Source organism: Streptomyces sp. NPDC127595 (genome assembly GCF_042671685.1).
GTDB lineage: Bacteria > Actinomycetota > Actinomycetes > Streptomycetales > Streptomycetaceae > Streptomyces.
The window spans coordinates 232122-245788 of the sequence record NZ_JBHXWK010000010.1 but is presented as its reverse complement, the minus strand read 5'-3'; the positions used below and the strand labels follow the sequence as shown (position 1 = coordinate 245788).

General features: G+C 66.9%; 16 protein-coding genes. 14 read left to right on the top strand and 2 right to left on the bottom strand.

Annotated elements, in window-relative coordinates; genetic code table 11:
- Nucleotides 1-2 precede the first annotated feature (2 nt).
- The 11 genes from rplO (at nt 3) to truA (ending at nt 8763) form a co-directional block, all read left to right on the top strand.
- Entirely contained in the window at nt 3-458 is a 456-nt protein-coding gene (gene rplO, locus ACFVKT_RS29570) for a 50S ribosomal protein L15 (protein WP_043676833.1), read from the top strand.
- A gap of 243 nt (nt 459-701) precedes the next feature.
- Nucleotides 702-2018, top strand: a complete 1317-nt coding sequence (gene secY / locus ACFVKT_RS29565) for a preprotein translocase subunit SecY (RefSeq protein WP_385737162.1) — start codon at nt 702-704, stop codon at nt 2016-2018.
- Complete coding sequence (locus ACFVKT_RS29560) at nt 2018-2674, top strand: adenylate kinase (RefSeq protein WP_385737159.1); 657 nt, start codon at nt 2018-2020, stop codon at nt 2672-2674. The genes secY and ACFVKT_RS29560 overlap by 1 nt, the downstream gene beginning before the upstream one ends.
- 690 nt (nt 2675-3364) lie before the next feature.
- The gene (map, locus tag ACFVKT_RS29555) at nt 3365-4201 is read left to right on the top strand and encodes a type I methionyl aminopeptidase (RefSeq protein WP_385737156.1); all 837 of its coding nucleotides are present in this window, start codon (nt 3365-3367) and stop codon (nt 4199-4201) included.
- A 246-nt stretch (nt 4202-4447) separates the two neighbouring features.
- Nucleotides 4448-4669 (top strand): translation initiation factor IF-1, encoded by a 222-nt coding sequence (infA, locus tag ACFVKT_RS29550; RefSeq protein ID WP_003948620.1) that lies wholly within the window; start codon nt 4448-4450, stop codon nt 4667-4669.
- 57 nt (nt 4670-4726) lie between these two features.
- A complete protein-coding gene (gene rpmJ / locus ACFVKT_RS29545) occupies nt 4727-4840 on the top strand; it encodes a 50S ribosomal protein L36 (protein ID WP_003998809.1) in 114 nt (37 codons plus the stop codon).
- A gap of 208 nt (nt 4841-5048) precedes the next feature.
- On the top strand, nt 5049-5429 hold the full coding sequence (gene rpsM, locus ACFVKT_RS29540) for a 30S ribosomal protein S13 (protein WP_384380434.1): 381 nt from the start codon (nt 5049-5051) through the stop codon (nt 5427-5429).
- A 69-nt stretch (nt 5430-5498) separates the two neighbouring features.
- Nucleotides 5499-5903 carry a 30S ribosomal protein S11 gene (gene rpsK, locus ACFVKT_RS29535; RefSeq protein ID WP_006376016.1) on the top strand — a complete coding sequence of 135 codons (405 nt, stop codon included), beginning with the start codon at nt 5499-5501 and terminating at the stop codon, nt 5901-5903.
- A gap of 124 nt (nt 5904-6027) precedes the next feature.
- A complete protein-coding gene (locus tag ACFVKT_RS29530) occupies nt 6028-7050 on the top strand; it encodes a DNA-directed RNA polymerase subunit alpha (RefSeq protein ID WP_019055532.1) in 1023 nt (340 codons plus the stop codon).
- Nucleotides 7051-7194: 144 nt separating this feature from the next.
- On the top strand, nt 7195-7740 hold the full coding sequence (gene rplQ / locus ACFVKT_RS29525; RefSeq protein ID WP_385737151.1) for a 50S ribosomal protein L17: 546 nt from the start codon (nt 7195-7197) through the stop codon (nt 7738-7740).
- Between the two features lie 159 nt (nt 7741-7899).
- Nucleotides 7900-8763 carry a tRNA pseudouridine(38-40) synthase TruA gene (gene truA / locus ACFVKT_RS29520; protein WP_385737148.1) on the top strand — a complete coding sequence of 288 codons (864 nt, stop codon included), beginning with the start codon at nt 7900-7902 and terminating at the stop codon, nt 8761-8763.
- A 64-nt stretch (nt 8764-8827) separates the two neighbouring features.
- Here truA and ACFVKT_RS29515 read toward each other — a convergent pair whose 3' ends face one another.
- The gene (locus tag ACFVKT_RS29515) at nt 8828-9715 is read right to left on the bottom strand and encodes a hypothetical protein (RefSeq protein WP_385737145.1); all 888 of its coding nucleotides are present in this window, start codon (nt 9713-9715) and stop codon (nt 8828-8830) included.
- A 416-nt stretch (nt 9716-10131) separates the two neighbouring features.
- Here ACFVKT_RS29515 and rplM point away from each other — a divergent pair, with 416 nt between their 5' ends.
- The 3 genes from rplM (at nt 10132) to glmM (ending at nt 12724) form a co-directional block, all read left to right on the top strand.
- Nucleotides 10132-10575 carry a 50S ribosomal protein L13 gene (rplM, locus tag ACFVKT_RS29510; protein WP_055523593.1) on the top strand — a complete coding sequence of 148 codons (444 nt, stop codon included), beginning with the start codon at nt 10132-10134 and terminating at the stop codon, nt 10573-10575.
- 42 nt (nt 10576-10617) lie between these two features.
- Nucleotides 10618-11160, top strand: coding sequence for a 30S ribosomal protein S9 (rpsI, locus tag ACFVKT_RS29505; protein ID WP_385737140.1), 543 nt, complete (start codon nt 10618-10620; stop codon nt 11158-11160).
- 205 nt (nt 11161-11365) lie between these two features.
- Nucleotides 11366-12724 carry a phosphoglucosamine mutase gene (gene glmM, locus ACFVKT_RS29500; RefSeq protein ID WP_385737137.1) on the top strand — a complete coding sequence of 453 codons (1359 nt, stop codon included), beginning with the start codon at nt 11366-11368 and terminating at the stop codon, nt 12722-12724.
- On the opposite strand, the gene ACFVKT_RS29495 is transcribed toward glmM, so the two are convergent.
- Complete coding sequence (locus ACFVKT_RS29495; RefSeq protein WP_385737134.1) at nt 12721-13662, bottom strand: DUF389 domain-containing protein; 942 nt, start codon at nt 13660-13662, stop codon at nt 12721-12723. The genes glmM and ACFVKT_RS29495 overlap by 4 nt on opposite strands.
- Nucleotides 13663-13667 lie beyond the last annotated feature (5 nt).

The following is a 13667-nucleotide window of genomic DNA, read 5'->3' as shown; positions in this document are numbered from 1 at the left end:
TCATGGCGGAGAACAACCCGCTCAAGATCCACAACCTCCGTCCCGCCCCGGGCGCCAAGACCGCCAAGACCCGTGTGGGTCGTGGTGAGGCGTCGAAGGGTAAGACGGCCGGTCGTGGTACCAAGGGCACGAAGGCCCGTTACCAGGTTCCGGAGCGCTTCGAGGGTGGCCAGATGCCCCTCCACATGCGTCTCCCGAAGCTCAAGGGCTTCCGGAACCCGTTCAAGACCGAGTACCAGGTCGTGAACCTCGACAAGCTGGCGTCGCTGTACCCGGAGGGTGGCGAGGTCACCGTCGAGGGGCTCGTCGCCAACGGTGCGGTTCGCAAGAACAGCCTCGTCAAGGTCCTCGGCCAGGGCGAAATCTCCGTGGCGCTGCAGGTGACGGTTGACGCCGTCTCCGGCTCCGCCAAGGAGAAGATCACCGCCGCCGGCGGTACCGTCACCGAGCTCGTCTGAATTCAGCAGGCGTCTCGATGACTTGAGCGATCCCAGCCGGGGGTGCCCACAAAAGGGGCATCCCCGGTTGGTCGTTCCTAGGGGGGCAGTGTCGCCGGTAAGGTGGCCTGCGCTGCCGAATTTCGCCCGGTGAGTCTCAAGGGAACTCCGGGCGGCCTTTGACTGTTGGTTAGCTGTCAGATATCCGTCGAACCTCAAGACCGTCACCTCTGACGCAGTAGCGCGGGGGTCGCAGGAGGCACCGTGCTCACCGCGTTCGCCCGGGCGTTCAAGACGCCCGACCTGCGCAAGAAGCTGCTCTTCACGCTCGGCATCATCGTGGTCTATCGGGTGGGTACCCACATCCCGATCCCGGGTGTCGACTACCGGAACGTGCAGACCTGTATCGATGTGGCCAAGGGCAGCAGCCAGGGTCTCTTCGGTCTGGTCAACATGTTCAGTGGTGGCGCGCTGTTGCAGATCACGATCTTCGCGCTGGGCATCATGCCGTACATCACGGCGAGCATCATCCTCCAGCTGCTGACCGTGGTGATCCCGCGCCTGGAAGCCCTCAAGAAGGAGGGCTCGGCCGGCACGGCGAAGATCACGCAGTACACGCGTTACCTGACCGTGGCGCTGGCCATCCTCCAGGGCACCGGCCTGGTCGCGACCGCTCGCAGCGGCGCGCTCTTCAGCGGCTGCCAGGTGGCCACCGAGATCGTGCCGGACCAGTCGATCTTCGTCACCGTCACGATGGTCATCACCATGACCGCCGGTACGGCCATGGTCATGTGGCTGGGCGAGCTCATCACCGACCGCGGCATCGGCAACGGCATGTCGATCCTGATGTTCATCTCGATCGCCGCGACCTTCCCGTCCGCGCTGTGGACCATCAAGACCCAGGGCACGCTGGCCGACGGCTGGATCGAGTTCGGCACGGTCATCCTGGTCGGCCTGGTCATGGTCGGCCTGGTGGTCTTCGTCGAGCAGGCTCAGCGCCGTATCCCGGTCCAGTACGCGAAGCGCATGATCGGCCGCCGGTCCTACGGAGGCACGTCTACGTACATTCCGTTGAAGGTCAACCAGGCGGGCATCATCCCTGTGATCTTCGCCTCGTCGCTGCTCTACATCCCGGCTCTGATCGCCCAGTTCTCCAGCGGAACGTCCAGCTGGAAGACGTGGATCGAGACGAACCTGACCAAGGGTGACCACCCGATCTACATCAGCGTGTACTTCTTGCTGATCGTTTTCTTCGCCTTCTTCTACGTGGCAATCTCCTTCAACCCCGAAGAAGTAGCCGACAACATGAAGAAGTATGGTGGCTTCATCCCGGGCATCCGGGCTGGTCGGCCGACCGCTGAGTACCTGAGTTACGTACTCAACCGGATCACCTGGCCGGGTTCGCTGTATCTGGGTCTGATCGCTCTCGTGCCGACGATGGCGTTGGTTGGTTTCGGGGCAAACCAGAACTTCCCGTTCGGTGGCACCAGCATCCTGATCATCGTGGGTGTCGGTCTGGAGACGGTGAAGCAGATTGAGAGCCAGCTCCAGCAGCGCAATTACGAAGGGTTCCTCCGCTGATGCGAATCGTCCTCGTCGGGCCGCCCGGCGCCGGCAAGGGAACGCAGGCCGCGTTCCTCGCCAAGAACCTGTCGATCCCGCACATCTCCACGGGCGACCTGTTCCGCGCCAACATCAGCCAGCAGACGGAACTCGGCAAGCTGGCGAAGTCCTACATGGACAAGGGCGAACTGGTACCGGACGAGGTCACGATCGCGATGGCCAAGGACCGCATGGAGCAGCCGGACGCCGAGAACGGCTTCCTGCTCGACGGCTTCCCTCGTAACGTCTCGCAGGCCGAGGCGCTCGACGAGATGCTGAAGAACGAGGGCATGAAGCTCGACGCGGTGCTCGACCTTGAGGTCCCCGAGGACGAGGTGGTCAAGCGGATCGCCGGCCGTCGCGTCTGCCGGAACGAATCGGCGCACGTCTTCCATGTCACGTACAAGCCGCCGAAGCAGGATGGCGTGTGCGATGTCTGCGGTGGCGAGCTGTACCAGCGTGACGACGACTCCGAGGAGACCGTGCGCAAGCGCCTCGAGGTCTACCACACGCAGACCGAGCCGATCATCGACTACTACAAGGCCCAGGGCCTGGTCGTCACGATCTCCGCGCTCGGCAAGGTGGAAGAGGTCACGGGGCGTGCGATGGAGGCGTTGGCTCGCGAGGATGCGTGATCTCGCGGGGCGCGTTGAGCGGTAGCTGAGCGGTAAGTAGTGCGTTGCTTCGGCCGCGGCACCCTGGGGGTGCCGCGGCCGAGGTGTGTGGCGGGGCCTGGCCCCGGCTGGGGGCTGCTTCGCGCCGCGCGGCCCGGGACAGGGTGGCTGGTTCGCTCTGCGTGGGTGCTCGTGTCGCGGGTGCTCGTGGGGCGCGTTGTGCCGGGTGGTGGGTCGGGGCCGTACCGGAGCATCCGTCCTCGGTCTGGCGCGGAATCGGTTGCTCAAGAGGGTGGCGGTGTTGACGCGCCAGCCGCTGCGGGCGGACGTTCCGGCACGTCCCCTTCCGCCGGTGGGCGGCTGCAGGCCGTACCGTCCAGAGTTCTGGCATGTTCCCTTCCGCCGGTGGGTGGCTGCGGGTCGTACCGTCCAGAGTTCTGGCATGTTCCCTTCCGCGGGTGGGCGGCTGCAGGCCGCACCGTCCAGAGTTCTGGCATGTTCCCTTCCGCGGGTGGGCGGCTGCGGGTCGTGCCGTCCAGAGTTCTGGCATGTTCCCTTCCGCCGGTGGCGGCTGCGGGCCGGACCGTCCAGCTGTAGGCGGGAGGTCTTCTCGGGGCTCGGCCTTGGGGTGCCTCGGTCCGCGGGGCAGGTGGGGGCACCCGTATCGTTGGAGTAGTCCGTTCTCTCCGGTCAAGGAAGGCCGCAGTCGCCATGGTGCAGATCAAGACCCCCGAGCAGATCGCCAAGATGCGTGAGGCGGGCCTGGTCGTCGCCGCCATTCACGCGGCCACCCGTGAGGCGGCCGTGCCCGGTGCCACCACGAAGGACCTGGACGAGGTCGCGCGCAAGGTGCTCGCCGAGCACGGGGCCAAGTCGAACTTCCTCGGGTACGGCGGTTTCCCGGCCACCATCTGCACCTCGGCCAACGAGGTCGTCGTCCATGGCATCCCGGACGACAAGACCGTCCTCAAGGACGGCGACATCATCTCCATCGACGCCGGTGCGATCGTCGACGGCTGGCACGGCGACGCCGCGTACACCGCGTTCGTGGGCACCGGTCACGCTCCGGAGCTCATCGAGCTCTCGCGGGTGACCGAGGAGTCGATGTGGGCGGGCATCGCCGCGATGAAGCTGGGCAACCGGCTCGTCGACGTCTCCCGGGCCATCGAGACGTACATCCGCCGCCAGCCCAAGGTCGGCGGCGGCCGGTACGGGATCGTCGAGGACTACGGCGGCCACGGCATCGGCACCGAGATGCACATGGACCCGCACCTCCTGAACTACGTCGAGCGCCGGCGTGGCAAGGGACCCAAGCTGGTCCCGGGGTTCTGCCTCGCCATCGAGCCGATGGTGTCCCTTGGCACACCGAAGACCGAAGTGCTGGAGGACAACTGGACCGTCATCACGACGGACGGGACCTGGTCCTCGCACTGGGAGCACTCCGTGGCGTTGACGGAGGAGGGGCCGCTGGTGCTGACGGCTCCGGACGGTGGGCGGGCGAAGCTGGCGGAGCACGGGGTTGTGGCTGCGCCGGATCCGCTGGCGTAGTGGTCGTGTAGGGGATCCGCGCGGGGGGCGAGCTGCTGTGATGGCGATGTTCCTGGCGGCTGGTCTGCGGCGGTTTGTGGGCGTCGGCGTGGGGGTTCTGGTTAATGATCTTTGAAGTCGGGCATTCTTCCTCGATTCGTCTTTCCGGGTGCGCTGACGTAGACTGACTCGTCGGCTCTCGTGCACCCGCATGTCTGCATGCGCTCGTACGGAGTCGATCAAGGTAGTCGATTCGAAGGGCGAAGCGTGGCCAAGAAGCAAGGTGCCATCGAGATCGAGGGCACTGTCGTCGAGTCTCTTCCGAACGCAATGTTCAAGGTTGAGCTCCAGAACGGCCACCAGGTTCTGGCACACATCAGCGGCAAGATGCGTATGCACTACATCCGCATCCTCCCTGACGACAGGGTCGTGGTGGAGCTGTCTCCGTACGACCTGACGCGTGGCCGGATCGTCTACCGGTACAAGTAGATCTTGCCTGTGCCCCGCTTCCGCGGGGTGGTGGCACTGACCCGGAGAACCTCACCAATGAAGGTCAAGCCGAGCGTCAAGAAGATCTGCGACAAGTGCAGGGTGATCCGCCGTCACGGCCGGGTCATGGTCATCTGCGAAAACCCGCGCCACAAGCAGCGCCAGGGCTGACGCACGACCGACCTTCTGCTTCCGCAGATACTTCGCGCGACGCAAGTAGTACATGTTCATACGCAGAGCCCAGGGCTGAGTCGCATCAGGCCTGACACCCCCGGTCGGAGGCCGGGGACCCGGTTCGTACCGAATCTTCGACATGAAGAGGACGGCGGGCGGGAACCGGCTCTGCGGAAGACCTCCGAACGACAACTGGAGCCATTGAATGGCACGCGTTTCCGGTGTTGACATCCCGCGCGAAAAGCGCGTGGAGGTTGCCCTCACCTACGTGTTCGGCATCGGCCGGACCCTCTCGCAGAAGACGCTGGCCGAGACCGGCGTCAACCCGAACACCCGCGTTCGTGACCTCTCCGAGGAGGAGCTGGTCAAGATCCGCGAGTACGTGGACGCCAACTTCAAGACCGAGGGTGACCTCCGTCGCGAGGTGCAGGCCGACATCCGCCGCAAGGTCGAGATCGGCTGCTACCAGGGTCTGCGTCACCGTCGCGGTCTGCCCGTTCACGGTCAGCGCACCAGCACGAACGCTCGTACCCGCAAGGGCCCGCGTCGCGCGATCGCCGGTAAGAAGAAGCCGGGCAAGAAGTAGTCCACAGCGGACAACGCTTCATCAGCGGTCTTCGCTGTAGGACCGACCACCTCCCCGTAGGAGTTATAGATGCCCCCCAAGGGTCGTCAGGGCGCTGCCAAGAAGGTGCGCCGCAAGGAAAAGAAGAACGTCGCTCATGGGCACGCCCACATCAAGAGCACGTTCAACAACACGATCGTCTCGATCACGGACCCCGCGGGCAACGTGATCTCCTGGGCCTCTGCCGGCCACGTCGGCTTCAAGGGCTCGCGCAAGTCCACCCCCTTCGCCGCGCAGATGGCCGCCGAGTCGGCTGCCCGTCGCGCGCAGGAGCACGGCATGCGCAAGGTTGACGTCTTCGTGAAGGGCCCGGGCTCCGGTCGCGAGACCGCGATCCGCTCCCTCCAGGCCACTGGCCTCGAGGTCGGCTCCATCCAGGACGTCACCCCCACCCCGCACAACGGCTGCCGTCCGCCCAAGCGTCGCCGCGTCTGACGCACGGCTGTCTTACGTTTTCCCGGGGTGCGGGCGGTATGGCCTTTCGGGGCCGTGCCGCCCGTACCCTTGTAGTAATCAAGGGCGTCAAATAGTGGGTGCCCATGACTGAAGGAATTTCTTCATGCTGATCGCTCAGCGTCCCTCGTTGACCGAAGAGGTCGTCGACGAGTTCCGCTCCCGGTTCGTCATCGAGCCGCTGGAGCCGGGCTTCGGCTACACCCTCGGCAACTCGCTCCGTCGTACGCTCCTCTCCTCGATCCCCGGCGCTGCTGTCACCAGCATCCGGATCGACGGTGTCCTGCACGAGTTCACCACCGTGCCGGGCGTCAAGGAGGACGTCACCGACCTGATCCTCAACATCAAGCAGCTCGTCGTGAGCAGTGAGCACGATGAGCCGGTCGTGATGTACCTGCGCAAGCAGGGTCCGGGTCTGGTCACCGCCGCCGACATCGCGCCCCCGGCCGGTGTCGAGGTGCACAACCCCGACCTCGTCCTCGCCACGCTGAACGGCAAGGGCAAGCTGGAGATGGAGCTGACCGTCGAGCGCGGTCGCGGCTACGTCTCCGCGGTGCAGAACAAGCAGGTGGGCCAGGAGATCGGCCGTATTCCGGTCGACTCCATCTACTCGCCGGTTCTGAAGGTCACGTACAAGGTCGAGGCCACGCGTGTCGAGCAGCGGACCGACTTCGACAAGCTGATCGTCGACGTCGAGACCAAGCAGGCCATGCGTCCCCGTGACGCCATGGCGTCGGCCGGTAAGACGCTGGTCGAGCTGTTCGGGCTTGCCCGTGAGCTCAACATCGACGCCGAGGGCATCGACATGGGCCCCTCGCCCACCGACGCCGCCCTCGCCGCTGATCTCGCCCTGCCGATCGAGGAGCTCGAGCTCACCGTTCGGTCCTACAACTGCCTCAAGCGTGAGGGCATCCACTCCGTGGGTGAGCTCGTCGCCCGCTCCGAGGCCGACCTCCTCGACATTCGCAACTTCGGTGCGAAGTCCATCGACGAGGTCAAGGCGAAGCTGGCCGGCATGGGCCTGGCCCTCAAGGACAGCCCGCCCGGATTCGACCCGACCGCCGCTGCCGACGCCTTCGGCGCCGACGACGACGTGGACGCGGGTTTCGTGGAGACCGAGCAGTACTGACCGGCCGGTAATGACCGACCAGTACTGATCGGGAGCCACTCCTCCGGGACCCTTCGGGGTCCCGGATCTCCGACGGGCGATCGCCCGCTCGGACACTGACCTCGGTACCTGATACGGCCGGGGCAGACACCAAGGAGAAAGATCATGCCGAAGCCCGCCAAGGGTGCCCGTCTGGGCGGCAGCGCCGCGCACGAGAAGCTGCTCCTCGCGAACCTTGCGAAGTCGCTTTTCGAGCACGGCCGCATCACCACCACGGAGGCGAAGGCCCGGCGCCTGCGCCCGTACGCGGAGCGTCTGGTCACCAAGGCGAAGAAGGGTGACCTTCACAACCGCCGCCAGGTGCTTTCGGTGATCACGGACAAGAGCATCGTGCACACGCTCTTCACCGAGATCGGCCCGCGTTACGAGAACCGTCCGGGTGGCTACACCCGTATCACCAAGATCGGTAACCGCCGTGGCGACAACGCGCCCATGGCTGTCATCGAGCTGGTGGAGGCGCTGACCGTGGCACAGGCGGCCACCGGTGAGGCCGAGGCGGCGACCAAGCGTGCCGTCAAGGAAGACGTCCTGAAGAAGGACGACGCCCCGAAGGACGCCCCGGTCGAGACCGAGGCTGCCGACGAGGTCGTCGAGGACGCCAAGCCGGCTGACGCCGTCAAGGCCGACGAGTCCGAGTCCAAGGACGCCTGAGCTTCTGCTCGTGTGTGAGCGGGTCCGCCCCCTTCGGGGCGGGCCCGCTTTCGCGTTCGGTGAGTGGGAGGGGCGGGTGCCGCACACGGCTGCGGGTCCGGCTGTGCCCACAGCCTGGGCGGCATGCTGCGGTCCCCGTCGCCCTGAGAGGATCTGTCTGTGAGTGATGAAGCAGAAGCCGGTTTCGTGCGGGTGCGGTTGGATCTGGCGTATGACGGGCGGGAGTTCTCCGGGTGGGCCAAGCAGGCCAGTGGGCGCAGGACCGTGCAGGGGGAGATCGAGGATGCCCTGCGGACGGTCACGCGGTCGGGGGACGCCCTCTATGAGCTGACCGTGGCCGGGCGGACCGACGCAGGGGTGCACGCGCGGGGGCAGGTGGCGCATGTCGATCTGCCCGAGGCGGTGTGGGCCGAGCATCGGGAGAAGCTGCTGAAGCGGCTGGCCGGGCGGTTGCCGAAGGATGTGCGGGTCTGGTCGCTGGCCGAGGCGCCGAGCGGGTTCAACGCCCGGTTCTCGGCGGTCTGGCGGCGGTACGCGTACCGGGTGACCGACAACCCCGGTGGCGTCGATCCGCTGCTGCGCAGCCACGTCCTGTGGCACGACTGGCCGCTCGACGTCGACGCCATGAACGAGGCCGCCCAACTCCTCCTCGGGGAGCACGACTTCGCCGCCTACTGCAAGAAGCGGGAGGGGGCCACGACCATTCGTACGCTGCAGGAGCTGAGCCTCGTGCGCGGGGGCGACGGGGTCATCACCGCGACGGTTCGCGCCGACGCCTTCTGCCACAACATGGTGCGGTCACTGATCGGCGCGCTGCTGTTCGTGGGGGACGGGCACCGGGGGCCCGAGTGGCCCGGGAAGGTGCTGGGTGCCGGCGTACGGGACTCGGCCGTTCATGTCGTACGGCCGCACGGGCTGACGCTGGAGGAAGTCGGTTACCCCGCCGACGAGTTGCTGGCCGCGCGGAGCAAGGAGGCGCGGAACAAGCGGACGTTGCCGTCGGCGGGGGCGGGGTGCTGCTGACTGACCGGCTGGGCGCCCGCCTGGGGCGACTGGGAGAGGCCCGCCGCGTTGCCCGGAGGCCTGCCTACTCGTTGGCCGCCGTCGACGCCTGGGCCTCGCCGCGGCGGCGGATCTGGCGGAAGGCGAACTCGGCGAGGTCGTCCCCGGCCGTGAAGACCGCGGTGTCCTTCGTGGTCACGTCCTTGCCGTCGGTGAAGCCGGCGAGGGTGAAGTAGGCATAGCGGCCGTAGGAGTTGGTGGTCGAGCGGCAGACCGCCGAGTTGCAGAAGGCCTTGACGTCGCCGCCGGACAGCGAGGCGATGATGCTCTTGGCGTCCGCCTCGCCCTTGGCCTTGGCCGCCTGGGCCTCGGTGTCGAAGACGGCGATGCCGACGGTCGCCGCGATGCCGTCCTTGCTGTAGGTGACGCGCATGAGGCGCGTGCAGTCGTTCTTGGTGAGGACCGCGGCGAGCGTGCCCTTGGCGGCCGAGGCGCAGTTCGTCGTGTCGGCCTTCGAGCCCTTGAGATAGACGCGGTCACCCATGGTCAGCGACGAACCGGGGAAGAGGATGTCCGGGCTGAGCGGTGATGTGTCCTTCTTCACGCTGGATATGAATTCCTCCGGGTCCAGCGGCGGAGGGGCCGAGGTCGGCTCGAAGGACGGTGTCAGCCCGGTGGTGCCGCTCGGGATGTCCGCGGTGGCGGGCAGGTTGCTGGGGGAGTTCGCGGCCTGGCTGCTGCCGTTCGCGGACACGACACCGACCGCGACGGCGACGCCGACCGCGACCGTGGCGAGCGCTCCGCCGCAGATCAGCAGCAGTCTGCGACGCTTGTTGCGCGACTCGGAGGCGTCGGCGAGCGCCGCCCAGTCCGGAGACCGGCTGTCCGATTCGCTGACCCACTGGGGCCGCTGCGATCCTGAATTCCAGGGATCCCATGGGGGCTGCCCCTGCCCACCCTGCCCATAGCTCATGCGCCGCATCTTAGACGGGCGTTGGGGCGTGTCGTTCCGCTTCGCCGGGCACTTGAGACCCTGGCGTGACCTGACCCCGTACGGCAAAAGTGACATCTCCGGGTGGTTGGTACGTCACGTCCCCTCGTGTGCGGAGTCCGCGCTGATTTCGTACATTCGTACGAGACATGGTCGAGGGCGGTGCCGGCCCCGGGGCGCGTTTTGACCCGTCCGGGGCGGCGCGAGTAGTCTTGTGCTTCGTTATGCGTATCGGCTTGGTCGTTCTCACGCGAGAGGCCCTTACGTAGGTTCCCTGGAGCAGTTACCAGAGGGCGGCATACGGGTCAGCGTTCCCGGCACTGTCGTCCCCAGCTGCACGATCGCTTCAGTGATGCCATGTGTCAGGACCCATCCACTGAAGAAGCGAAGGCTACGAAGTGCGTACGTTCAGCCCCAAGCCCGGCGACATCACTCGCCAGTGGTATGTCATCGATGCCCAGGACGTCGTCCTGGGTCGTCTGGCCACCACTGCCGCGAACATCCTGCGGGGCAAGCACAAGCCGATCTATGCGCCCCACGTCGATGCCGGTGACTTCGTCATCATCATCAACGCCGACAAGGTGCACCTCTCCGGCAACAAGAAGACCCAGAAGATGGCGTACCGCCACTCCGGTTACCCGGGTGGTCTGCGCTCCGTCCGTTACGACGAGCTGCTGGCGAAGAACCCCGAGAAGGCCGTCGAGAAGGCCATCAAGGGCATGATCCCCAAGAACACCCTGGGCCGTCAGGTGCTCTCCAAGCTGAAGGTCTACTCGGGCGACCAGCACCCGCACGCTGCGCAGCAGCCGGTGCCGTTCGAGATCACCCAGGTCGCGCAGTAGTTCCGGCCACCCCCTAAGACGAAAAGAAATCTGAGGACAATCGTGGCCGAGACCACCGCTGAGCAGCCGGTCGAAGAGACCGAGACCGAGCTCGTCGAGAACACCGAGAACGTCGAGAGCTACACCACCGAGTCCGAGGTGCCGCCCGTCGAGGGCGAGTACACCTCGGAGTCGCTCGCGGGCCGCTTCGGCGACCCGCAGCCGGCCGCCGGCCTGGGCCGTCGCAAGAACGCCATCGCCCGTGTCCGGATCGTCCCGGGCACCGGCAAGTGGAAGATCAACGGTCGCACCCTTGAGGACTACTTCCCCAACAAGGTGCACCAGCAGGAAGTCAACGAGCCCTTCAAGGTGCTCGAGCTCGACAACCGCTACGACGTTGTCGCCCGCATCACGGGTGGCGGCGTCTCCGGTCAGGCCGGTGCGCTCCGTCTCGGTGTCGCCCGCGCGCTGAACGAGGCCGACGTCGACAACAACCGCGGCGCCCTCAAGAAGGCCGGCTTCCTCAAGCGCGACGACCGTGCGGTCGAGCGCAAGAAGGCCGGTCTCAAGAAGGCCCGTAAGGCCCCGCAGTACAGCAAGCGTTAATCTTCGCTGCCTGCTCGTACGCGTAGCACGTGTGATCTGTCGCGCACGTGGAGTTACGCGTAGTACGTCCGAACGCCCCGGCGGCACGCCACAGTGCCGTCGGGGCGTTCGTTTATCGCAGCCTTAGGCGTATAACGGCACAAGGTGCTCAAAGGCTCGTGTGATCGGATGACGTCCGAATTCTGAAGCTTTCTCAGGAGGACAAGTGGGACGACTCTTCGGCACGGATGGCGTGCGCGGTGTCGCCAACGCGGATCTGACAGCCGAGCTCGCACTCGGTCTGTCCGTCGCGGCGGCGCACGTACTGGCCGAGGCGGGCACCTTCGCGGGCCACCGCCCGGTCGCGGTGGTCGGACGGGACCCACGTGCCTCCGGGGAGTTCCTGGAGGCCGCCGTGGTCGCCGGTCTGGCCAGCGCGGGCGTGGACGTCCTGCGCGTCGGTGTGCTGCCCACCCCCGCGGTGGCGTACCTCACCGGCGCGCTGGGTGCCGACCTCGGCGTGATGCTCTCCGCCAGCCACAACGCCATGCCCGACAACGGCATCAAGTTCTTCGCCCGCGGCGGCCACAAGCTCGCCGACGAGCTGGAGGACCGCATCGAGGGCGTCTACGAGGAGCACCGCACCGGCGCTCCCTGGGACCGGCCGACCGGCTCGGGCGTGGGGCGCGTGCGCTCGTACGACGAGGGTTTCGATCAGTACGTCGCCCACCTCGTCGCCGTACTTCCGAACCGCATCGACGGTCTGAAGGTCGTCCTGGACGAGGCGCACGGCGCCGCCGCCCGGGTGTCGCCCGAGGCCTTCACGCGGGCCGGCGCCGAGATCATCACGATCGGTGCCGAGCCGGACGGGCTCAACATCAACGACGGGTGTGGCTCCACCCACCTGGAGAAACTCCAGGCCGCCGTTCTCGAGCACGGCGCCGACCTCGGCATCGCGCACGACGGCGACGCCGACCGCTGCCTCGCCGTGGACCACACGGGTGCCGAGGTGGACGGCGACCAGATTCTGGCTGTTCTCGCGCTGGCGATGCGGGAGCGTTCCGCACTGCGCTCCGACACCGTTGTCGCGACTGTCATGTCCAATCTGGGGTTCAAGCTCGCCATGGAGCGCGAAGGACTCTCCTTCGTACAGACGGCGGTCGGTGACCGGTACGTCCTGGAGGCCATGAAGGAACACGGGTACGCGCTCGGCGGCGAGCAGTCCGGGCACGTGATCATCCTCGACCACGCCACCACCGGCGACGGCACGCTGACCGGGCTGCTCCTCGCGGCCCGGGTCGCCCAGTCCGGCCGTACGCTGCGGGACCTCGCGTCCGTCATGGAGCGGCTGCCGCAGGTCCTCATCAATGTGCCGGACGTCGACAGATCACGGGTGAGCACATCTGCCGAGCTGGCGACGGCTGTTGCCGACGCCGAGTGTGAACTCGGTTCCACCGGGCGGGTGTTGCTCCGTCCGTCCGGCACCGAGCCGCTCGTACGGGTGATGGTCGAGGCCGCCGACATCGACCACGCGCGGTCGGTGGCGGGGCGGCTTGCGGACGCGGTGAAGTCCGCGCTCGGCTAAGCCACTTCGGGTGTACGCGCGCGCTGTTTCGCCCAGAACCATTTCTGGGCGAGCAGCGTGAGCGTGCCTGCGGCGATGATGCCGCCGAGGTTGGCGAGGAGCTGCCAACTGGAGCCCCATGTCTGGGAGTAGTCCGTGTAGCTGAAGGCCACGGCGGCGTTGGCGGCCGCCGGGACCGTCGTCACCGAGATCGCGACGCCGATCAGGGCGCCCGACTTCGCGGACGTGAGGGACAAGGTGCCCGCGATGCCCGCCAGGAACGCGACCACGAACGACATCCAGTCGGGCTTCCAGATGAAGGCCGTGTTCGGCCGGGCCGCCTCCACCATCGACCTCTCGAACAGCCCGAGCGCGTCCAGCAGCCAACTGAAGCCCGCTGTCAGCACCATGGCGACGGCGAACCCGGCGAGCAGCGCCCACAGTGAGCGCCAGACCAGGTGCGGGGCGCGCCGCACCAGCGCCGTGGAGATCCCGGCGAGCGGCCCGAACTCCGGGCCCACGGCCATCGCGCCGACGATCAGGATCGCGTTGTCGAGCATCACACCGCAGGCCGCGAGCATCGTCGCGACCGCCAGGAGCCCCACGTAGGTGACGGTGAGCGTCGACTCCTCGTTCGTCGCGTCCGCCAACTGCTCCCACAGCACCGCGTCCACACCCTCGCCCGGCGCCTCGTCCTCCGCCTTGTCGGCGCGCTTGGAGAGCGAGAGATCGATGTTCTCGATGGCGATCGAGCCGGTCTTGTCGAGGTCCAAGTCGCGGAGGGCGCCGATGAGTTCGTCGCCCGCCTCGCGTGCGACATCGACCATCACGACGTCTCCGGCCGGGTTGCGGGCGGTACCCGGTAGGACCACGAGGTGGGCGGTGCCGACCGTGTTCTCGATCAGGCGTACCACGTCGTCCGTCTTGTCGGCCGGGGTGATCAGGCGCAGATGCAGCATGCCCG